Origin of the sequence: Pseudomonas sp. 14P_5.3_Bac1 (assembly GCF_025466135.1) — a bacterium.
In the GTDB taxonomy this organism is placed as follows: domain Bacteria; phylum Pseudomonadota; class Gammaproteobacteria; order Pseudomonadales; family Pseudomonadaceae; genus Aquipseudomonas.
Genome location: NZ_JANLOF010000081.1, coordinates 1 through 22086 on the forward strand (window position 1 = coordinate 1; position 22086 = coordinate 22086).

Consider the following 22086-nt stretch of genomic DNA (forward strand, 5'->3'; position numbering starts at 1 on the left):
CCAACCCCACCCCGCCCCAAGTTTTGTCAGCCCCCACCAAACCCCTCTTTACCCAAGCTTTACCCACACCTGACCGCCGCTGACCTTGATCTGAGTAACCTACTCACATCCGGACTCACCGGAATAGAGACAGGAGAATCACCATGCGCAAGACCCTTATCGCTTTGATGTTCGCCGCTGCCCTGCCAACCGTTGCCATGGCCGCCGCGCCAGAAGGCCCAGGCCCGATGGGCGGCCCTGAAGGCCACATGATGGGTGGCCCGGGCCCCGGTGGTGAACACGGTCCGCGTGGCAAAGGCGGCCCGTTCAGCCAACTCGACCTGAGCCGCGAACAGCGCGAGCAAATCGGCAAGCTGATGGGCGAACAATGGCACGGCCGCAAAGAGATCGTGCGCAAGTACCTGGACAAACTGCCAGCCGCTGACCAGCAAGCCATGAAAAACGAAATGGCGGCCGCCAAGCAGAAAACCCAGGCCGACATCCGCGCCGTGCTCAAGCCCGATCAACAGAAGAAATTCGACGAGATCGTCAAGAAACAAGCCGAGCGCCGCGCCGAGTGGAAGGAATTCCAGGCCTGGAAAGCCCAGCAGCCGAAAAAAGCGCAATAATGCTCTAGCTTTACCACCCCAGCCCAGTGGCTCGCGCCGCTGGGCTTTTCCTGCTTGAGGGTTTCCTGTGCGTTCATTGTTCTGGCGCATCCTGGCCAGTTTCTGGCTGGCCATCGCCTTGGTTGCCGGGCTGTCGATCCTGCTTGGGCACATGCTCAACCAGGACGCCTGGATTCTCAGCCGCCACCCCGGCCTCAACAACCTGCCGCAGGAGTGGACGCAGCTCTACGAAGCCCAGGGCGAGGACGCCGCTCAGGATTTGCTGCAACAACGCAAACGCCAGTACCACATCGACGTGCAAGTGCTCAATGAGAGCGGCGAGCCGGTGGTGCGCGGTACGTTCCCCCGGCGCGCCGCCGCCTTCGAGGCCCGGCAAAATGACAACCAGGACGGCCACCTGCCGTGGCGCCGCCTGACCGCCGAGTACACCAGTGAAAAAACCGGCGACACCTACCTGCTGATCTACCGCATCCCGCACCCGGAACTGGACGAATGGCACCGAAACAGCCTGACGTGGCCGTTGAGCGCGCTGGCGATTGCGCTGGTGGTGCTGACCCTGTTCAGCCTGCTGGTGACGCTGTCCATCACCCGCCCGCTCAGCCGCCTGCGCGGCGCGGTGCATGACCTCGGCCAGGCCACCTATCAGCAAAACAGCCTGGCGAAATTGGCCAACCGCCGCGATGAGTTCGGCGTGCTGGCCACTGATTTCAACCGCATGGGCGCACGTTTGCAAAGCTTGATCGGCAGCCAGCGCCAGTTACTGCGCGACGTGTCCCACGAGTTGCGCTCGCCGCTCGCCCGGCTGCGCATTGCCTTGGCCTTGGCCGAACGCGCCAGCCCCGAAGAACGCGAACGACTCTGGCCACGCCTGACCCGCGAGTGTGATCGCCTGGAAGCCCTGATCAGCGAAATCCTGGTCTTGGCCCGCGTCGATGCCGACAACGCGAGCGCCGAAGAGGTCGACCTCAACCCGCTGCTCAAGAGCCTGCAAAAGGACGCCCAGCTCGGTGCTCCGGACCAGGTGGTGCAACTGAACGCCGAGCCCGATCTGACGCTCAAGGGCTGGCCGACCATGATCGAGCGCGCCGTGGATAACCTGCTGCGCAACGCCCAGCGCTTCAACCCACAGGGACAACCGATCGAGTTGCACGCCCGGCGCCACGGCGAGCGCATTCTGATCAGCGTGCGCGACCACGGCCCCGGCGTCGAAGCCGAACACCTCAGCCAATTAGGCGAACCGTTTTACCGCGCGCCCGGCCAGGCTGCCCAAGGCCACGGCCTGGGTCTGGCGATTGCCCGGCGCGCAGCGGAACGCCATGGCGGCAGCCTGATCCTGGCCAATCACCCCGACGGAGGTTTCATCGCCAGCATCGACCTGCCGCTGGAACCGGGAGTTGTCACACCGGTGTGAGGATCTTCTATAGTGGCCCTTCTCTAATGGAGGGCCTTTGATGACTGACCTGCTGACTCCCATCCAAGCCGCACTCGATCTGCCGCAAACCCCGCTGACCTTCACGGAGGCTGGCGCCCTGCCCTCGACCTTCGCCGTCACCGAACTGGCCAGCGCCAGCCTTGGCGCAGCCGGCCAGGCCGTGGCTCACCTTATCCACCAACAGACCGGGCGTTTGCCCAGTGTCAGTGTGGACCGTCGCCTCGCCTCCTTCTGGTTTTCGTCCTCGATTCGCCCCGTGGGCTGGGAAACGCCGCCGCTGTGGGACCCGGTCGCCGGCGACTATGCGTGCGCCGATGGCTGGATTCGCCTGCACACCAACGCCCCGCATCATCGCGCCGCCGCCGAGCAGGTCTTGGGCACGGTCAATGACCGCGCCGAAATGGCCGCAAAAGTTGCAACGTGGAACGCTGCCGAGCTGGAACAGGCGATCGTCGATGTCGGCGGCTGTGCAGCGCAGATGCGTTCGTGGCAGGCCTGGCAAACCCATCCCCAAGGGTTGGCGGTGAATGCCGAGAAGTTGGCGCAGCGCCAGACCTTCGACACCCCCACCGACAAACCCTGGCTCGGCTCGGTGGCGCGCCCACTGGCGGGCATCAAGGTACTGGACCTGACACGCGTATTGGCCGGCCCCGTGGCCAGTCGCTTCCTCGCCGGGCTCGGCGCCGACGTGCTGCGCATCGACTCGCCGGGCTGGAACGAGCCCGGCGTGGTGCCGGAAATGACCCTGGGTAAACGCTGCGCACGCCTCGACTTGAAGAGCCCCGAAGGCCGACAGGTGTTTGAAGACCTGCTCAAGGACGCCGACATTCTGTTTCACGGTTACCGCGCCGATGCCCTTGAACAACTGGGTTACACCGCCGCAGAACTGCAGACCCTTGCCCCCGGCCTGATCGACGTGAGCCTCAATGCCTACGGCTGGAGCGGCCCGTGGCGCAATCGCCGCGGCTTCGACAGCCTGGTGCAGATGAGCAGCGGGATTGCCGACGCGGGCATGGCCTGGAAGCAGTCGGATAAACCGGTGCCACTGCCATTGCAGGCGCTGGATCACGCCACCGGGTATTTGATGGCAGCCAGCGCGATCCAGGCGCTAAGCGAACGCTTGAAATCCGGGCGTGGCGGCTCGGCGCGGTTGTCATTGGCGCGCACCGCGAAGTTGCTGGTGGAAGCCGGACAGGTGCCGGAGCAACCGGCGTTAAGGGCTGAAGAGCCGAGTGACCAGGGGTTGGTGGTGGAACAGACGGCGTGGGGTTCGGCCCATCGGTTGCTGGCACCGGTCACCCTCAGCGGCACGCCGTTGCAGTGGGATTTGCCGGCGGGGGAATTGGGCTCGCACCGGGCTCAGTGGTGACCTGAAGACCGCCTTCGCGGGCAAGCCCGCTCCCACATTTGAAATGCATTCCCCATGTGGGAGCGGGCTTGCCCGCGAAGAGGCCCTGACAGACGCCATCAATCCGCCCGGTGCAGCGACACCCACAAATGCTGCGCCGCATACGCCCTCCACGGCCGCCACGCCTCAGCCCGCACCCACAACTGGCGCGCCGAAACCGGCCCGCCTTCCAACGCCGCCAACGCGTTGATCAACCCAATATCCCCCGACGCAAACGCATCCGGCTCACGCAACTGACGCATGGCGATGTACTGCGCGGTCCAGTCACCAATCCCCGACAAGGCCACCAGCCGGGCCACGCCGTCGTTGAGACTGGCTTTGGGCTCAAACAACTGCGGGTCATCCAGCAACGCCTGAGCCACACCGGACAACGTGCGGCCCCGCGCCTTGGGCATGCCCAACGTCGCCAGATCCGCCTGCGCCAACACCTCCGGCGTCGGGAACAGGTGGGTGATACCCGCGTGTGGGGTTGCCAGTGGCTGGCCATACTGCGCCACCAGTTTGCCCGCCAGGCGAATGGCTGCCACCACTGTGATCTGCTGGCCCAATACCGCGCGAATCGCCAGTTCCAGACCGTCCCACGCGCCCGGCACGCGAAGGCCCGGACGCGCCGCCACCAGTTGCGCCATCAATGGGTCGGCGGCCAATTGCGCATTGATCAACCCGGGCTGGGCGTCCAGGTCGAACATGGCTCTCAAGCGCCGCGCGATCTCAGCAAGCACCGCCGCGTCAGAAACCTCCACGCCAACGTCCAACCAATCGCCTGCGCCCGGCGCAACGCTGATCCAGCCGTGGCAACCGTTAACACTGATGCTGCGCCGATACACACCCGCCTCGACACTTTCCAGCCCAGTGATCGCACGCAGGGACAAAAAGCCCAGCATCGCCGCCCAGTCATAGGGCGGCTGATACGCCAGCCTCACAACGACAATCCCCCGCCATACAAGCCATATGCAGCCAACCCTGCGCCGGCGACAACGCAGCTGAAAATGCCTTTTTCCACAGAGGTGAACAACGGCTGGCCCTGCTCGCGCTTGGCCAGGGCGAACAGAATCACACCGGGCGCATACAGCAGCGCCGACAACAGCAGGTATTTCAAGCCGCCGGCATAAAGCAGCCACACGGCATACGCCAGGGCAATCAGGCCCACCAGCAAATCTTTCATGCGCTGGCGGCGGGCGCCTTCGTAGGTTTCGCCACGTGCACTCAACAGCACCGCATACGCCGCCGACCACAGGTACGGCACCAGAATCATCGACGAGGCCAGGTAGATCAGTGTGGTGTAGGTGCTGTGGGAAAACAGCGTGATCACCAGAAAGATCTGGATCATCACATTGGTCAGCCACAGTGCGTTAACCGGCACCTGGTTGGCGTTTTCCTTTTTCAGGAAGGCCGGCATGGTCTTGTCATGGGCAGTGGCATAAAGAATTTCCGCGCACAGCAACGCCCAGGACAGCAAGGCGCCAAGCAAGGACACGGCCAGCCCAATGCTGATCGCCATCGCGCCCCAAGGGCCGACGATATGTTCCAGCACGCCCGCCAGGGACGGGTTTTGCAACTGCGCCAATTCCGGCTGGCTCATGATTCCCAAGGACAACACATTCACCAGCACCAGCAGTGCCAAGACCCCAAGAAAGCCGATCACCGTGGCCCGGCCGACGTCCGAGCGTTTCTCGGCCCGCGCCGAATACACGCTGGCGCCTTCGATGCCGATGAACACGAACACGGTGACCAGCATCATGTTGCGCACCTGGTCAACCACGCTGCCGACTTGCGGGTTGCCCAGGCCCCAGATGTCACGGGTGAAGATATCCGCCTTGAACGCCACACCGGCGATCACGATAAACATCAGCAGCGGAACGATCTTCGCCACGGTGGTGATCTGGTTGATGAACGCCGCTTCCTTGATCCCGCGCATCACCAGAACATGCACGGCCCACAACAACAGCGAGGCGCAGGCGATGGCGACCGGCGTATTGCCCTGGCCGAACACCGGGAAAAAGTAGCCGAGGGTGCTGAACAGCAACACGAAGTAACCGACATTGCCCATCCACGCGCTGATCCAGTAACCCCAGGCCGACGAGAACCCCATGTAGTCGCCAAAACCGGCCTTGGCGTAGGCATACACCCCGGAATCCAGTTCGGGCTTGCGGTTGGCCAGGGTCTGGAACACGAAGGCCAACGTCAGCATGCCCACGGCGGTGATCGCCCAGCCAATCAATATGGCGCCCACTTCAGCGCGCGCCGCCATGTTCTGCGGCAAGGAGAAAATCCCCCCGCCAATCATTGAGCCCACCACCAGCGCGATCAGCGCACTGAGTTTGAGTTTTTGGGCCGGTTGCGACATGAACACTCCTGAATAACTAACAATTGAGCTGACGACCGTGCACTCAACTAATTAATTCAGCGAGTGTAGCGTTTATTAAAGACAGCGATAAAACCGTCAAGCTCATAACGTAATGGCATGACAGTTTATATAGTTTAGGTTTATTTAGAATTTTAATAGGCAGGCACTTTGCCAGCCCTCGGTTATTTGGCAGCCCGTCCCGAAAAAGTTTGCACATTCAGCAAAAGGGGCTAGCTTCAAAAGTCCGCCTGAACGCACTAAATAATTAATCACAACGCAGAGCCGCTCTGGGACGCGACTTTGCGAGGAACACTATCGCCCGGGAATCTTAACCCTAAGTCATTAATTCACAATGGAATGTGCCAATGAAGTGATCTGAGTCAGCTGTTTGATTAGCGCACGGAATTATTCTGTGGTCTCTCTTCTCCTGCATTGGAGTCATGCAATGTCTGAATCTCCCGGAAAACTTCGACTAGGCGCGCTGGTTGCACTGGTCGTGGGCTCAATGATTGGCGGCGGGATCTTCTCACTGCCGCAAAACATGGCTGCCAGCGCCGATGTAGGTGCGGTGTTGATTGGTTGGGTAATTACCGCCATCGGCATGCTGACCCTCGCCTTCGTGTTCCAGACCCTGGCCAACCGCAAGCCCGACCTCGACGGCGGCGTATATGCCTACGCCAAGGCCGGTTTCGGCGATTACATGGGTTTCTCGTCGGCCTGGGGTTACTGGATCAGCGCGTGGCTGGGCAACGTCGGTTACTTCGTGTTGCTGTTCAGCACCCTCGGGTACTTCTTTCCGATCTTTGGCGAAGGCAACACCCCGGCCGCGGTGATTGGCGCGTCGGTGTTGCTGTGGGCCGTGCACTTTCTGGTGCTGCGCGGGATCAAGGAAGCGGCGTTTATCAACCTGGTGACCACCGTCGCCAAGGTCGTGCCGCTGGTGCTGTTTGTGTTGATCGCACTGTTCGCGTTCAAGCTGGACATTTTCACCGCTGACATCTGGGGCGTGAAAAACCCGGACCTGGGCAGTGTGATGAATCAGGTGCGCAACATGATGCTGGTCACCGTCTGGGTGTTCATCGGCATTGAGGGCGCGAGCATCTTCTCGTCGCGGGCGGAAAAACGCTCCGACGTCGGCAAGGCCACGGTGATTGGCTTTATCACCGTGCTGCTGTTCCTGATGCTGGTGAACGTACTGTCTTTGGGGATCATGACTCAGCCGGAACTGGCCAAGCTGCAGAACCCGTCGATGGCCGCCGTGCTTGAGCATGTGGTCGGTCACTGGGGCGCGGTGCTGATCAGTGTCGGCTTGATCATTTCGCTGCTGGGCGCCCTGCTGTCGTGGGTGCTGCTGTGTGCGGAGATCATGTTCGCCGCCGCCAAAGACCACACCATGCCGGCGTTTCTGCGCAAGGAAAACGCCAACCACGTGCCGGCCAACGCCCTGTGGCTGACCAATGCCATGGTGCAGATCTTCCTGGTGATCACGCTGTTCTCGGCCAGCACTTACCTCTCGCTGATCTACCTCGCCACCTCGATGATCCTGGTGCCTTACCTGTGGTCAGCGGCCTACGCGCTGCTGCTGGCGGTGCGCGGCGAGACCTACGAAAACGCCCTGCGCGAGCGCAAGAAAGACCTGTTCATCGGCGCCATCGCGCTGATCTACGCGGTCTGGCTGCTCTACGCCGGCGGCGTCAAATACCTGCTGCTGTCCGCCCTGCTCTATGCCCCTGGCGTGATTCTGTTCGCCAAGGCCAAGCATGAACTGGGCAAACCGATTTTCACCAACGTCGAGAAGCTGATTTTCGCCGCAGTCGTCGTGGGCGCCCTGGTGGCTGCCTACGGCCTCTACGACGGCTTCCTGACTCTGTAAGTGTTTTCTACTGGAGGATCTGTAATGACCACGGAAAAAGTGAAGTACGGCGTACATTCCGAAGCCGGCAAACTGCGTAAAGTCATGGTGTGCTCCCCAGGTTTGGCCCACCAGCGGCTGACCCCCAATAACTGCGATGAACTGCTGTTCGATGACGTGCTGTGGGTGGCCCAGGCCAAGCGCGACCACTTCGACTTCGTCACCAAGATGCGCGAGCGGGATATCGATGTGCTGGAAATGCACAACCTGCTGACCGACATCGTTGCCATCCCCGAAGCGCTGGACTGGATTCTGGAACGCAAGATCACCCCAAACACAGTGGGCCTGGGCCTGGTCGATGAAGTCAGTTCCTGGCTGCGCAGCCTTGAGCCGCGCAAAATCAGCGAGTACCTGATTGGTGGCGTGTCGGCCGATGACCTGCCGAGCAGCTTCGGTGGCAAGACCATCGAGATGTTCCGCGACTTCCTCGGCCACGCAAGCTTCATTCTGCCGCCGCTGCCCAACACCCAGTTCACCCGCGACACCACCTGCTGGATCTACGGCGGCGTGACGCTGAACCCGATGTACTGGCCAGCGCGACGCCAGGAAACCCTGCTGACCTCGGCCATCTACAAATTCCATCCCGAGTTCACCAACGCCGACTTTCAGATCTGGTACGGCGACCCCGACCAGGAGCATGGAGCCGCCACGCTGGAAGGTGGCGACGTCATGCCGATTGGCAATGGCGTGGTGTTGATCGGCATGGGTGAACGCTCGTCCCACCAGGCCATCGGCCAACTGGCGCGCAACCTGTTCAAAAACAAAGCCGTGGAACGCGTGATCGTTGCCGGCCTGCCCAAATCCCGAGCGGCGATGCACCTGGACACGGTGTTCAGCTTCTGCGACCGCGACCTGGTCACCGTCTTCCCGGAAGTGGTCAACCAGATCATCCCTTTCACCCTGCGCCCGGATGAAAGCAAGCCACACGGCATCGATATCCAGCGGGAGAAAACCAACTTCCTCGAAACCGTCGCCGCAGCCCTCAACCTCAAGGCGCTGCGTGTGGTCGAGACCGGCGGCAACAGCTTCGCCGCCGAGCGCGAGCAGTGGGACGACGGCAACAACGTGGTGGCCGTGGAGCCCGGCGTGGTGATCGGCTACGACCGCAACACCTACACCAACACCCTGCTGCGCAAGGCCGGTGTTGAGGTCATCACCATCAGCGCCGGTGAACTCGGTCGCGGCCGTGGCGGCGGCCACTGCATGACCTGCCCGATCATCCGCGACCCAATCGACTACTAACTTTCAAACCTTGGCCGCCGCTCATGAGGCGCCGGCCAAGGGGATAACCTAAACAGAAGGAGATCCACCATGGCTTTTAATATGCGCAATCGCAGCCTGCTCTCGCTGATGCACCACACCACCCGCGAGCTGCACTACCTGCTGGACCTGTCCCGCGACCTCAAGCGCGCCAAATACACCGGCACCGAGCGCCCACACCTGCAGGGCAAAAATATCGCGCTGATCTTCGAAAAAACCTCGACCCGCACCCGTTGCGCGTTCGAAGTGGCGGCTCACGACCAAGGCGCCCACGTCACCTACATCGACCCGGTGTCGTCGCAGATCGGCCACAAAGAAAGCATGAAAGACACCGCCCGCGTCCTGGGCCGCATGTTCGACGCCATCGAGTACCGTGGCTTTGAACAGGAAATCGTCGAAGAGCTGGCCAAGTTCGCCGGTGTGCCGGTGTTCAACGGCCTGACCGCCGAATTCCACCCGACCCAAATGATCGCCGACACCCTGACCATGCGCGAACACAGCGACAAGCCGCTGCATGACATCAGCTACGCCTACTTGGGGGATGCGCGTTACAACATGGGCAATTCGTTGCTGATGATCGGCGCCAAGCTGGGCATGGACGTGCGCATCGGCGCGCCGAAAGCCCTGTGGCCACACGAGGATTTCATCAAGCAGTGCCAGGCGTTTGCCGAAGAAAGCGGCGCGCGTATCACCATCACCGAAGACCCGAAAGAGGCGGTCAAAGGCGTGGACTTCATCCACACCGATATCTGGGTGTCGATGGGCGAGCCGGTGGAAGCGTGGGACGAGCGTATCGAGCAACTGCTGCCGTACCAGGTCAACGCCAAAATGATGAAGGCCTCGGGCAACCCGCGCGTGAAGTTCATGCACTGTCTGCCGGCGTTTCATAACAGCGAAACCAAGGTGGGCAAGGACATTGCCGCGCGCTACCCGAACCTGGCCAATGGCGTGGAAGTGACCGAAGAGGTGTTCGAGTCGCCGGCCAACATCGCCTTTGAGCAAGCGGAAAACCGCATGCACACCATCAAGGCGATTCTGGTGTCGGCGTTGGCGGATATCTAAATCTTGAGTGGGAACTCGATCAATGTGGGAGCTGGCTTGCCTGCGATGCGGACACCTCGGTTTCTCAGGAACATCAGGGTGATGCCATCGCGGGCAAGCCCGGCTCCCACATGAATTGCGCTTCGCTCAAAGACCCTGCTGAATTCTAGAAGGACATTCTTTATGCGCATCGTCGTAGCCCTGGGCGGCAACGCCCTGCTCCGCCGTGGTGAACCCATGACCGCGGACAACCAACGCGCCAACATCCGAATCGCCACCGAACAGATCGCCAAGATCCACCCTGGCAACGAGTTGGTGATCGCGCACGGCAATGGCCCGCAAGTCGGCCTGCTGTCGTTGCAGGCGGCGGCCTACACCAGCGTGTCGCCCTACCCACTGGACGTGCTGGGCGCCGAAACCGAAGGCATGATCGGCTACATCATCGAACAGGAATTGGGCAACCTGCTGGACTTCGAAGTGCCGTTCGCCACCTTGCTGACCCAGGTGGAAGTGGACGTCAACGACCCGGCCTTCAAAAACCCGACCAAACCCATCGGCCCGGTGTACGCCAAAGCCGAAGCCGAGAAACTCGCCGCCGAAAAAGGCTGGGCCATCGCCCCGGACGGCGATAAGTATCGTCGTGTGGTCGCCAGCCCGCGCCCCAAACGCATCTTTGAAATCCGCCCGATCAAGTGGCTGCTGGAAAAAAGCGCCATCGTGATCTGCGCCGGTGGCGGCGGCATCCCGACGATGTATGGCGAGGACGGCAAGCTGCGCGGCATTGAGGCGGTGATCGACAAAGACCTGTGTTCATCCCTGCTGGCCGCGCAACTGGACGCCGATTTGCTGGTGATCGCCACCGACGTCAACGCCGCCTTTATCGACTTCGGTAAGCCGACCCAGAAAGCCATCGGCCAAGCCCACCCCGACGACATGGAAAAACTCGGTTTCGCCGCCGGCTCCATGGGCCCCAAGGTACAAGCCGCCTGCGAGTTCGCCCGCCAGACTGGAAAAACCGCCGTCATCGGTTCACTCTCGGACATCGAAGCCATCGTCCAGGGCAGTGCCGGTACGCGCATCAGCACGGCAAAACCTGGCATCACCTATCTGTGAAGTAAAGGAGATACGCCTATGGCCACCTTTGAACCCGGTCACTTGCACGTCGAACGTCACGCGCTCAACAAGGATGACTACAGCTACAACCTGTGCATCGACTACGAGGTCAGCCAGGACCCAAAGGAAGGCAAAGGAATGCTCTTCAAGCTGCACGGTTCGGTGCAGGGCAAGGACCTCAAGGAGGAATTCTTTTTGCCCAAGGACCAGGCCTTTGATTTCGCCCGGCATGCGATGAACATCGCGCAGAAATATGGCATGCCGAAGATTGCGACGCTTAACGGCCAAATGCACAAGCAGTACGACTTGATGTTTGAGGATGTGCGGCATCAGTTGGATGTGAAGGCGGGCGATCCGATCAAGCCCGAGCACCTGGAATAACAAGTTTGCACTGACACAACACCATCAGTGTGGGAGCGGGCTTGCTCGCGAATGCGGTCTTTCAGTCAATAAATCAAGAGACTGACACACCGCATTCGCGAGCAAGCCCGCTCCCACATTTTGATCTCCATCCGCTCCAAGGCATACTTGCCGCCTCACGCTCCCCAGAATCGTTAACCGCCCCATGCGTATCCACGTCAGCTTCATCGACCGCGTCGGCATTACCCAGGAAGTCCTGGCCCTGCTCGGTGGGCGCAATCTCAACCTGGATGCGGTGGAGATGGTGCCGCCCAACGTCTACATCGACGCGCCGACGTTGAGCGCCGAGGTGCTCGAAGAACTGCGCGACGCGCTGTTCAGCGTGCACGGCGTACAGGCGGTCACGGTGGTGGACATCCTCCCCGGCCAACGCCGCCACCTGCAACTCGACGCCCTGCTGGCCGCCATGACCGACCCGGTGCTGGCGCTGGACAGTGCCGGCAAGATCCTGCTGGCCAACCCGGCGCTGATCGCCCTGTACGGCCGCGAGCCGGCGGGGGAAAGCATCAGCGAGCTGTTCAACGATGCGGCGCTGCTGGAGACCTTGCTGGAACACGGCTTTCGCCTGCCGCTGCGCGAAATCAGCGTCAACGGCCAGACCTTTTTGCTGGACGCCACGCCGATCACCGACGCCGGCGCCCTGCTGACGCTGTACCAGCCCAACCGCATCGGCGAACAACTGTCGGCGCTGCACCATGACCATGCCGAAGGTTTTGATGCGTTGTTGGGCGAATCACCGGTGATCCGCACCCTCAAGGCGCGTGCGCAGCGCGTCGCCGCACTCGATGCGCCGCTGTTGATCCAAGGCGAAACCGGCACCGGCAAAGAGCTGGTCGCGCGGGCCTGCCACGCCATCAGCGCGCGTCACAGTGCGCCGTTTTTGGCCTTGAACTGCGCGGCGCTGCCGGAAAACCTCGCCGAGAGTGAACTGTTCGGCTACGCCCCCGGCGCCTTTACCGGCGCGCAGCGCGGCGGTAAGCCGGGGCTGATGGAACTGGCCAACCAAGGCACGGTTTTTCTGGATGAAATCGGCGAGATGTCACCGTATTTGCAGGCCAAGCTGCTGCGTTTTCTCAACGACGGCAGCTTCCGGCGCGTTGGCGGCGACCGCGAAGTAAAGGTCAATGTGCGCATCCTCAGCGCTACCCACCGCGACTTGGAAAAGATGGTCAGCGAAGGCACCTTTCGTGAAGACCTGTTCTACCGCCTCAATGTGCTCAACGTCGAAGTGCCGCCGTTGCGCGAGCGCGGCCAGGACATCTTGCTGCTCGCCCGCTACTTCATGCAGCAGGCCTGCGCGCAGATCCAGCGCCCGGTGTGCCGCCTGGCGCCAGGCACCTATCCGGCGCTGTTGGGCAACCGCTGGCCGGGCAACGTGCGGCAGCTGCAAAACGTGATCTTCCGCGCCGCCGCGATTTGCGAAAGCAGTTTGGTGGACATCGGCGACCTGGACATCGCCGGCACCTCGGTGGCGCGCCAGAGCGACGGTGAAGTCGACAGCCTGGAACAGGCAGTGGAAGACTTTGAGCGCAGCCTGCTGGAAAAGCTCTACGCCAGTTACCCCTCGACCCGCCAACTGGCGAGCCGCCTGCAGACTTCGCACACGGCGATTGCCCATCGCCTGCGCAAGTACGGCATCCCAAACAAACCCTGACTGAATAAACGCGGTTCAAAGGTGGGAGCTGGCTTGCCTGCGACAGCGGTGGGTCAGCCAACGCGTTAGTGACTGATAGACCGCTATCGCAGGCAAGCCAGCTCCCACAGGGATTGCATGACTCGCCAAATCGGGTCTGAGAACGACATCCACTGTACTGAAAGCGCTACAGCGTAACGATATCGCTACAACCCTGTTTTTTGCGCGCCATGCAAGGCTTTGATCCACATAGGCTTTTTTTCACCGGCCCAGCTGTAGCGAAATCGCTACAGGCAAATCTTTCCACTTCCACGCTGATTTTATTAACCCGTTGATTTCTAACGAATTAATAACATTGGCCGCGATATTGCTAAGTAACTCCTCATTATTCCAATCCCGTCCACCAGACGAATCTGGCCCTGAGGAGTTTCCATGAGCGAGTTGCGTTTCACTGAAGATCACGAATGGCTGCGCGCCGAAGCCGATGGCAGCGTCACCGTGGGCATCACCGCTTTCGCGCAGAACGCGCTGGGTGATGTGGTTTTCGTGCAACTGCCGGAGTTGCAGGCCTACGCCAAGGGCGCAGAAGCCTCCACCGTTGAGTCGGTCAAGGCAGCGAGCGGCGTGTACATGCCGCTGGACGGCGAAGTCCTCGACGTAAACGACAAACTCAGCGACAGCCCGGAACTGGTCAACGAAGACCCGATGGGCGAAGGCTGGTTCTTCCGCTTCAAACCCGCCGATGCCGATGCAGTGGCTAAGCTGTTGGATCAGGATGCGTACGACCGCCTGATCAAAGCCAACGCCCAAGCCTGAGGAGCGCGCCATGACGATCAATCTCAGCACCGCCAACGAATTCATCGCCCGTCATATCGGCCCACGCCAGGAAGACGAGCAGCAAATGCTCGCAAAGCTGGGCTTTGACTCGCTCGAAGCCCTGAGCGCCAGCGTGATCCCGGAAAGCATCAAGGGCACCAGCGTGCTCGGCCTGGAAGACGGCTTGAGCGAAGCCCAGGCCCTGGCCAAGATCAAGGCCATCGCCAGCCAGAACCAACTGTTCAAGACCTACATCGGCCAGGGCTACTACAACTGCCACACGCCGTCGCCGATCCTGCGCAACTTGCTGGAAAACCCGGCCTGGTACACCGCCTACACGCCGTATCAGCCCGAGATTTCCCAAGGCCGTCTCGAAGCGCTGCTGAACTTCCAGACCCTGATCAGCGACCTCACCGGCCTGCCGATCGCCAACGCGTCCTTGCTCGACGAAGCCACCGCCGCCGCCGAAGCCATGACCTTCTGCAAGCGCCTGAGCAAGAACAAAAGCAGCAACGCCTTCTTCGCCTCGATCCACAGCCACCCGCAAACCCTCGACGTGCTGCGCACCCGTGCCGAGCCGCTGGGCATCGACGTGGTGGTGGGCGACGAGCGTGAACTGACCGACGTCAGCGCATTCTTCGGCGCCCTGCTGCAATACCCGGCCAGCAACGGTGACGTGTTTGATTACCGCGAACTGACCGAGCGTTTCCACGCCGCCAATGCGTTGGTCGCGGTCGCCGCCGACCTGCTGGCCCTGACCTTGCTGACGCCTCCGGGCGAGTTCGGCGCCGACGTGGCCATCGGCAGCGCACAACGCTTCGGCGTGCCGCTGGGCTTTGGTGGCCCGCACGCGGCGTATTTCTCCACCAAGGACGCGTTCAAGCGCGACATGCCGGGCCGTCTGGTCGGTGTGTCCGTCGACCGTTTCGGCAAGCCGGCCCTGCGCCTGGCTATGCAGACCCGCGAGCAACATATCCGCCGCGAGAAGGCCACCAGCAACATCTGTACCGCCCAAGTGCTGCTGGCCAACATCGCCAGCATGTACGCCGTGTACCACGGCCCCAAAGGACTGACCCAGATCGCCAACCGCATTCATCACCTGACCGCGATCCTGGCCAAAGGCCTGAGCGCGCTGGGCCTGAAGGTTGAGCAAACACACTTCTTCGACACCCTGACCCTCAACACCGGCGCCAACACCGCGGCCCTGCACGACAAGGCGCGCGCCCAGCGCATCAACCTGCGTGTGGTGGATGCTGAGCGTCTGGGCCTGTCGGTCGACGAAACCACCACCCAGGCGGATATCGAAGCCTTGTGGTCGATCTTCGCCGACAGCAAAGCCCTGCCGGAATTCGACGCCAACGTCCAAGGCACCCTGCCGGCCGCGCTGCTGCGCCAATCGCCGATCCTCAGCCACCCGGTGTTCAACCGCTACCACTCCGAAACCGAGCTGATGCGCTACCTGCGCAAGCTGGCCGACAAGGACCTGGCGCTGGACCGCACCATGATCCCGCTGGGCTCGTGCACCATGAAGCTCAACGCCGCCAGCGAAATGATCCCGGTGACCTGGGCCGAGTTCGGTGCCCTGCACCCATTCGCCCCGGCCGAGCAAAGCGCTGGCTACCTGCAGCTGACGTCCGAGCTGGAAGCCATGCTCTGCGCGGCCACCGGTTACGATGCCATCTCGCTGCAGCCGAACGCCGGTTCCCAAGGTGAATACGCTGGCCTCTTGGCCATTCGTGCCTATCACCAGAGCCGTGGCGAAGAGCGCCGCGACATCTGCCTGATCCCTTCGTCGGCCCACGGCACCAACCCCGCGACCGCCAACATGGCCGGTATGCGCGTGGTCGTGACCGCCTGCGATGCACGCGGCAACGTCGACATCGAAGACCTGCGCGCCAAGGCCATCGAGCACCGCGAGCACCTCGCGGCGCTGATGATCACCTACCCGTCCACCCACGGCGTGTTCGAAGAAGGCATCCGCGAAATCTGCGGCATCATTCACGACAACGGCGGCCAAGTGTACATCGACGGCGCCAACATGAACGCGATGGTGGGCCTGTGCGCACCGGGCAAGTTCGGTGGCGACGTGTCTCACCTGAACCTGCACAAAACCTTCTGCATCCCGCACGGCGGTGGCGGCCCGGGCGTTGGCCCGATTGGCGTCAAATCGCACCTCACGCCATTCCTGCCTGGCCACGCGGCCATGGAACGCAAGGAAGGCGCGGTGTGCGCGGCGCCGTTCGGCAGCGCGAGCATCCTGCCGATCACCTGGATGTACATCAGCATGATGGGCGGCGCGGGCCTCAAGCGTGCGTCCCAGCTGGCGATCCTGAATGCCAACTACATTTCCCGTCGCCTCGAAGAGCACTACCCGGTGCTCTACACCGGCAGCAATGGCCTGGTGGCACACGAGTGCATCCTGGACCTGCGCCCATTGAAAGACAGCAGCGGCATCAGCGTGGACGACGTGGCCAAGCGCCTGATCGATTTTGGTTTCCATGCGCCGACCATGTCGTTCCCGGTGGCCGGCACCTTGATGATCGAGCCGACCGAAAGTGAATCCAAGGAAGAACTGGACCGCTTCTGTGACGCGATGATTGCCATCCGCGAAGAAATCCGCGCGGTGGAAAACGGCACGCTGGACAAGGACGACAACCCGTTGAAAAACGCGCCGCACACGGCCGCTGAAATCGTCGGCGAATGGACCCACCCGTACAGCCGTGAACAGGCGGTGTACCCGGTTGCGTCGTTGATTGAAGGCAAGTACTGGCCGCCGGTTGGCCGGGTCGACAACGTGTTTGGCGACCGCAATCTGGTGTGTGCGTGCCCGTCGATTGAGAGCTACGCGTAACCCTGACTGACGGAACAGGGTCAAGTGTGGGAGCTGGCTTGCCTGCGATGGCATCACCTGGGTCTACCTGATAGACCCAGGTGTCTGCATCGCAGGCAAGCCAGCTCCCACATGGATCTCTTCCACAGTCAGGCCGAGTACACCCAGAAAATAATAAGAAACCGGAGAACAACCATGTCCCTTAGCGTGTTCGACCTGTTCAAGATTGGCATCGGCCCCTCCAGTTCCCACACCGTTGGCCCGATGCGCGCCGCCGCCCGCTTTGTCGAAGGCCTCAAGCGCGACAACCTGTTGAGCGCCACCACCGGCATCAAGGTGGAACTCTATGGCTCCCTCGGCGCCACCGGCAAAGGCCATGGCAGCGACAAGGCCGTGTTGCTGGGCCTGGAAGGCGAACACCCGGACACCGTGAACACTGAAACCGTGGCTGCACGCCTGGCGCAGATGCGCAGCGACGGCCGCTTGAACCTGCTCGGCGAACACAGCATTGCGTTCAGCGAGAAAGAACACCTGGCAATGATTCGCAAACCGCTGGCCTACCATCCCAACGGCATGATTTTCCGGGCCTTCGACGCCGCCGGCATCCAGATCCGCAGCCGCGAGTATTACTCGGTCGGTGGCGGGTTTGTGGTGGACGAAGACGCGGCCGGCGCCGACCGGATTGTCGAAGACACCACGCCGCTGACCTTCCCTTTCAAGCATGCCAAGGACTTGCTTGGGCATTGCGCCACCTATGGGCTGTCGATCAGCCAGGTGATGTTGACCAATGAAAGTGCCTGGCGCCCGGAAGCGGAAACCCGCGCCGGCTTGCTGAACATCTGGCAGGTCATGCAGGACTGTGTGGATGCCGGTTGTCGCAATGAAGGCATCTTGCCCGGCGGCTTGAAGGTCAAGCGCCGCGCGGCCGCGTTGCATCGCCAGCTGTGCAAGAACCCCGAGTCGGCGCTGCGCGACCCGTTGTCGGTGCTCGACTGGGTCAACCTGTACGCGCTGGCGGTCAACGAAGAAAACGCCAACGGCGGCCGCGTGGTCACGGCGCCCACCAACGGCGCGGCCGGGATTGTGCCGGCGGTTTTGCATTACTACATGCGCTTTATCCCCGGCGCCAATGAAGACGGCGTGGTGCGCTTTTTGCTCACCGCCGCCGCCATCGGGATTTTGTACAAGGAAAACGCCTCGATCTCGGGCGCCGAAGTCGGCTGCCAGGGCGAGGTCGGCGTGGCCTGTTCGATGGCAGCCGGCGCACTGTGTGAAGTGCTGGGCGGCAGCGTGTCCCAAGTGGAGAACGCCGCCGAGATCGGCATGGAACACAACCTCGGCCTGACTTGCGACCCGATTGGCGGGTTGGTGCAGGTGCCGTGCATCGAGCGCAATGCGATGGGCTCGGTCAAGGCGATCAATGCGGTGCGCATGGCCTTGCGCGGTGACGGGCAGCATTTCGTCTCGCTGGATAAAGTCATCCGCACCATGCGCCAGACCGGCGCCGACATGAAAAGCAAATACAAGGAAACCGCCCGTGGCGGTTTGGCGGTCAACATTATCGAGTGCTGACGCCTAACAGCGCGTCCGCACGTTTTTCAGGAGCTGAATATGTCCACCGAAACCCTGTTGAAAACTCCACTGCATGCGCTGCACCTTGAGCTGGGCGCGCGCATGGTGCCCTTCGCCGGCTATGACATGCCGGTGCAATACCCGCTGGGCGTGATGAAGGAACACCTGCACACCCGTGAACAGGCCGGGTTGTTTGACGTGTCGCACATGGGCCAGATCCGCCTGACCGGTGCGAATGCCGCCAAGGCCCTGGAAACCCTGGTACCGGTCGACATCATCGACCTGCCGGTGGGCATGCAGCGCTACGCGATGTTCACCAACGATCAAGGCGGCATTCTCGACGACCTGATGGTGGCCAACCTGGGTAACGACGAACTGTTCCTGGTGGTCAACGCCGCCTGCAAGGACCAGGACCTGGCGCACCTGCGCCAACACATCGGCGAGCAGTGCACGATCGAGCCGCTGTTTGAAGAACGCGCTCTGCTGGCCCTGCAAGGCCCGGCGGCGGTGAAGGTACTGGCGCGCCTGGCGCCGGAAGTGACCAAGATGACGTTCATGCAGTTCGCCACCCTGCGCCTGCTGGGCGTGGACTGCTATGTCAGCCGCTCCGGCTACACCGGCGAAGACGGGTTTGAAATCTCCGTGCCCGCCGCCAACGCCGAGAGCCTGGCGCGCAGCCTGCTGGCCGAGGCCGAAGTGCAGGCCATCGGCCTGGGCGCCCGTGACTCGCTGCGCCTGGAAGCCGGCCTGTGCCTCTACGGCCACGACATGAACACCGACACCACGCCGATTGAGGCCAGCCTGTTGTGGGCCATCTCCAAGGCTCGCCGTGCCGATGGCGCGCGTGCCGGTGGCTTCCCTGGCGCCGACCGGATTTTCACCCAGCAACAAGCCGGTGTGAGCCGCAAGCGTGTCGGCCTGCTGCCACAGGAACGTACCCCGGTGCGTGAAGGTGCAGAGATCGTCGATGCGCAGGGCACCGTGATCGGCAGCGTGTGCAGCGGCGGCTTTGGCCCGACGTTGGGCGGCCCGCTTGCCATGGGTTACCTGGACAGCGCATTCATCGCTCTGGACACCGAAGTGTCTGCGTTGGTACGTGGGAAAAAGGTGCCATTACGTGTAAGTAAAATGCCATTTGTGCCACAACGTTACTTCCGTGGCTGATTGACTGTTCCTATAAGTAACGCGGTTGCGTTAACGTGCACTAAACTGTAACGCAACCGCCATAAAACAGTGCACTGACGATAGTCAATGTAATAGCCAACAACCTATAACAAGTGATCAACTCTATCGAATAAGTGGGATCCACATTAATCATCAAACAGTCATGAAGCCGAGCAAACGCTGGGCTTTTGGCGGGGCTTGTTTTTTCTCTATTAGTTGGCGTAGAGTTTGCCCACTGTGTTTGCATGGGTCGCTTTGAACCTGGACCTGGGCAGTAGCCAAAGTTTGCTACAACCCGTTCGACGTCTCTTACTTTCCTGCAACTCAGCCCAGTACTCTTTCATGTGAAAGGGGCTGTCATTAATTTTTTGCGTCAAGGAAATAAGAAAATGGCTGATCGTCAGAGCGGTACCGTCAAGTGGTTTAACGACGAGAAAGGGTTTGGTTTTATCACTCCAGAAAGCGGTCCGGATCTGTTCGTGCACTTCCGCGCTATTCAGGGCAACGGCTTCAAGAGCCTCAAAGAAGGCCAGAAAGTGACGTTCATCGCCGTGCAAGGCCAGAAAGGCATGCAGGCTGACGAAGTACAAGCAGAAGGCTGATCCTTGCTGCGACAAAAAGCCCCTGATGGTGACATCAGGGGCTTTTTTATGTGCGTTTGCTCGTAAAATGGCTTTTTTCTCTAGAGAGACTGCCATGTCCAAACCCCTGCTGAGCCCCCAGGGCGAGTTTCCCGCCGTTGGCCTGGGCCGTCGCCTGGCAGCGATGTTTTATGACTTTCTCCTGTGCACTGCCTTGCTGATCGTCACGGCGTTCATCTACAAGCTGGTGTGGATGGCCTTCATCGGCGAGGCGAAGATGCGCGCGCTCACCGAGTCCGGCGCACTGGACGGTGACCCGTTGCTGTCGACGATTCTGTTCTTTGTGTTATTTGGTTTTTTCGCCAAGTTCTGGACCTATTCCGGCCAGACCCTGGGCATGCAGGTGTGGGGCGTGCGCGTGCAGAACGCCGACGGCTCGCGGATCAGCCTTTGGCAGGCGCTGTTGCGGTTTGTGGTGTCGATTGCGTCGTGGTTGTGCGTAGGGCTGGGGTTTATCTGGTCGCTGTTTGATAAGCAAAAACGCAGCTGGCATGACATCTATTCGGATACGCAGCTGGTGCGCGTCCCGAAGCAGAAGAAATAATTCCAAACGACACAAAACAACTGTGGGAGCTGGCTTGCCTGCGATGCAGGCACCTCGGTCTATCAGGCAGACCAGGGTGATGCTATCGCAGGCAAGCCAGCTCCCACATTTTTAACCGTGTTTACAATTAAATTAAGCGTTGCCGGCAAGCTTGAGGCGCGCCGCCTGGGTGAAGTCGAGCATGCGCTTGAGCGGCCTTACCGCGTGCGGAATCACCGACGGCTCGACGAAGATCTCGTTGCTGCCCTCACGCAGGCACTGCAGCGTGCGCTCCAGTGTATTCATCGCCATCCACGGGCAATGCGCGCAACTGCGGCAGGCCGCGCCGTTGCCGGCAGTCGGTGCCTCGATGAAGACCTTGTCCGGGCACAGCTGCTGCATCTTGTAGAAAATGCCGCGGTCGGTGGCGACGATAAACGTCTTGTTCGGCAGGCGCTGGGCCGCTGCGATCAATTGGCTGGTGGAACCCACGGCGTCCGCCAGTTCGATCACCGACGTCGGCGACTCCGGATGCACCAGAATCGCAGCATCCGGGTACAGCGCCTTCATGTCCTCGAGCTGCTTGGACTTGAACTCTTCGTGGACGATGCACGCGCCATCCCACAGCAACATGTCGGCGCCGGTCTGGCGCTGAATGTAGGTGCCCAGGTGCTTGTCCGGCCCCCAGATAATCGTCTCGCCGTTGTCCATCAGGCTTTCGACGATTTCCAGTGCGCAGCTTGAGGTAACGACCCAATCGGCCCGCGCCTTGACCGCCGCCGACGTGTTGGCATACACCACCACCGTGCGCTCGGGATGCTGATCGCAGAACGCCGAAAATTCCTCCACCGGGCAGCCAAGGTCCAGGGAGCAGGTGGCTTCCAGGGTGGGCATGAGGATGCGTTTTTCGGGTGTAAGGATTTTGGCGGTCTCGCCCATGAAACGCACACCGGCGACCAGTACGGTCTTGGCCGGGTGGGCTGCGCCGAAGCGGGCCATTTCCAGGGAGTCGGAGACACAGCCGCCGGTTTCTTCGGCCAGGGCCTGAATCACCGGGTCGCAGTAGAAGTGGGCGACCAGCACCGCGTCCTGAGCCTTGAGCTCGGCGGCGATGGCGGCACGCAGGCTTGCCTCTTCTTCGGCGCTGAGCGCCTTGGGCTGCTTGGCGTCGAGGTGAGCTTGAACCAGTAGGCGTTCGGAAATTTGCGTCATGTTCGCAAGACCTGCAGGCGCAGTTGCGCGAAAGTCGAGTGTACCACCGGCTCTGGAGCCTTTCGGGCGCCGCCGGACGAAGTGATTGTGTTCATCAAGCACGGGTGAAGCTGCGCAAGGCTACAGAATATCGAATCGATTCAAAAGCCTAATC

The 22086-nt window shown here is 61.4% G+C and carries 18 protein-coding genes; 15 read left to right on the forward strand and 3 right to left on the reverse strand.

All coding sequences use genetic code 11. The features are described 5' to 3' along the window. The first annotated feature begins 143 nt into the window (after window positions 1–143). From NTD89_RS22220 to NTD89_RS22230, 3 genes are all read left to right on the forward strand, one after another. Window positions 144–608 (forward strand): LTXXQ domain protein, encoded by a 465-nt coding sequence (locus NTD89_RS22220; RefSeq protein WP_145165314.1) that lies wholly within the window; start codon window positions 144–146, stop codon window positions 606–608. A 67-nt stretch (window positions 609–675) separates the two neighbouring features. Further along, window positions 676–2019: a sensor histidine kinase gene (locus NTD89_RS22225; RefSeq protein ID WP_145165316.1), complete on the forward strand. Its 1344-nt coding sequence runs from the start codon at window positions 676–678 to the stop codon at window positions 2017–2019. Window positions 2020–2059: 40 nt separating this feature from the next. After that, window positions 2060–3409 (forward strand): CoA transferase, encoded by a 1350-nt coding sequence (locus NTD89_RS22230; protein WP_262209745.1) that lies wholly within the window; start codon window positions 2060–2062, stop codon window positions 3407–3409. A gap of 98 nt (window positions 3410–3507) precedes the next feature. On the opposite strand, the gene NTD89_RS22235 is transcribed toward NTD89_RS22230, so the two are convergent. Both NTD89_RS22235 and arcD (NTD89_RS22240) read right to left on the reverse strand, forming a co-directional pair. Continuing rightward, on the reverse strand, window positions 3508–4371 hold the full coding sequence (locus NTD89_RS22235; protein WP_262209747.1) for a DNA-3-methyladenine glycosylase family protein: 864 nt from the start codon (window positions 4369–4371) through the stop codon (window positions 3508–3510). Continuing rightward, a complete protein-coding gene (gene arcD / locus NTD89_RS22240) occupies window positions 4368–5795 on the reverse strand; it encodes an arginine-ornithine antiporter (protein WP_145165322.1) in 1428 nt (475 codons plus the stop codon). The genes NTD89_RS22235 and arcD (NTD89_RS22240) overlap by 4 nt, the downstream gene beginning before the upstream one ends. A gap of 445 nt (window positions 5796–6240) precedes the next feature. On the opposite strand from arcD (NTD89_RS22240), the gene arcD (NTD89_RS22245) reads away from it, so the two are divergent. The 12 genes from arcD (NTD89_RS22245) to NTD89_RS22300 all read left to right on the forward strand — a co-directional run bounded on the left by arcD (NTD89_RS22245) (window position 6241) and on the right by NTD89_RS22300 (window position 20741). Continuing rightward, the gene (gene arcD / locus NTD89_RS22245) at window positions 6241–7668 is read left to right on the forward strand and encodes an arginine-ornithine antiporter (RefSeq protein ID WP_262209749.1); all 1428 of its coding nucleotides are present in this window, start codon (window positions 6241–6243) and stop codon (window positions 7666–7668) included. A 24-nt stretch (window positions 7669–7692) separates the two neighbouring features. Next, entirely contained in the window at window positions 7693–8949 is a 1257-nt protein-coding gene (gene arcA / locus NTD89_RS22250) for an arginine deiminase (protein WP_145165326.1), read from the forward strand. 69 nt (window positions 8950–9018) lie between these two features. Then, window positions 9019–10029, forward strand: coding sequence for an ornithine carbamoyltransferase (locus tag NTD89_RS22255; RefSeq protein WP_027605559.1), 1011 nt, complete (start codon window positions 9019–9021; stop codon window positions 10027–10029). 162 nt (window positions 10030–10191) lie between these two features. Then, entirely contained in the window at window positions 10192–11121 is a 930-nt protein-coding gene (gene arcC / locus NTD89_RS22260) for a carbamate kinase (RefSeq protein ID WP_262209751.1), read from the forward strand. 18 nt (window positions 11122–11139) lie between these two features. Beyond that, window positions 11140–11502 carry a DUF5064 family protein gene (locus NTD89_RS22265; protein ID WP_145165330.1) on the forward strand — a complete coding sequence of 121 codons (363 nt, stop codon included), beginning with the start codon at window positions 11140–11142 and terminating at the stop codon, window positions 11500–11502. A gap of 184 nt (window positions 11503–11686) precedes the next feature. Then, on the forward strand, window positions 11687–13195 hold the full coding sequence (locus NTD89_RS22270) for a sigma-54-dependent transcriptional regulator (RefSeq protein WP_106578402.1): 1509 nt from the start codon (window positions 11687–11689) through the stop codon (window positions 13193–13195). A 411-nt stretch (window positions 13196–13606) separates the two neighbouring features. After that, window positions 13607–13990, forward strand: a complete 384-nt coding sequence (gene gcvH / locus NTD89_RS22275) for a glycine cleavage system protein GcvH (RefSeq protein ID WP_145165334.1) — start codon at window positions 13607–13609, stop codon at window positions 13988–13990. A 10-nt stretch (window positions 13991–14000) separates the two neighbouring features. Continuing rightward, on the forward strand, window positions 14001–16841 hold the full coding sequence (gene gcvP / locus NTD89_RS22280) for an aminomethyl-transferring glycine dehydrogenase (RefSeq protein WP_262209752.1): 2841 nt from the start codon (window positions 14001–14003) through the stop codon (window positions 16839–16841). Between the two features lie 174 nt (window positions 16842–17015). Next, the gene (locus tag NTD89_RS22285) at window positions 17016–18392 is read left to right on the forward strand and encodes an L-serine ammonia-lyase (protein WP_262209753.1); all 1377 of its coding nucleotides are present in this window, start codon (window positions 17016–17018) and stop codon (window positions 18390–18392) included. Window positions 18393–18431: 39 nt separating this feature from the next. Beyond that, the gene (gene gcvT, locus NTD89_RS22290) at window positions 18432–19556 is read left to right on the forward strand and encodes a glycine cleavage system aminomethyltransferase GcvT (RefSeq protein ID WP_262209754.1); all 1125 of its coding nucleotides are present in this window, start codon (window positions 18432–18434) and stop codon (window positions 19554–19556) included. Window positions 19557–19945: 389 nt separating this feature from the next. After that, entirely contained in the window at window positions 19946–20158 is a 213-nt protein-coding gene (locus tag NTD89_RS22295; protein ID WP_003220045.1) for a cold-shock protein, read from the forward strand. A gap of 94 nt (window positions 20159–20252) precedes the next feature. Beyond that, complete coding sequence (locus NTD89_RS22300; RefSeq protein ID WP_145165341.1) at window positions 20253–20741, forward strand: RDD family protein; 489 nt, start codon at window positions 20253–20255, stop codon at window positions 20739–20741. 132 nt (window positions 20742–20873) lie between these two features. Here NTD89_RS22300 and nadA read toward each other — a convergent pair whose 3' ends face one another. Beyond that, complete coding sequence (gene nadA, locus NTD89_RS22305; protein WP_262209756.1) at window positions 20874–21932, reverse strand: quinolinate synthase NadA; 1059 nt, start codon at window positions 21930–21932, stop codon at window positions 20874–20876. Between the last annotated feature and the right edge of the window lie 154 nt (window positions 21933–22086).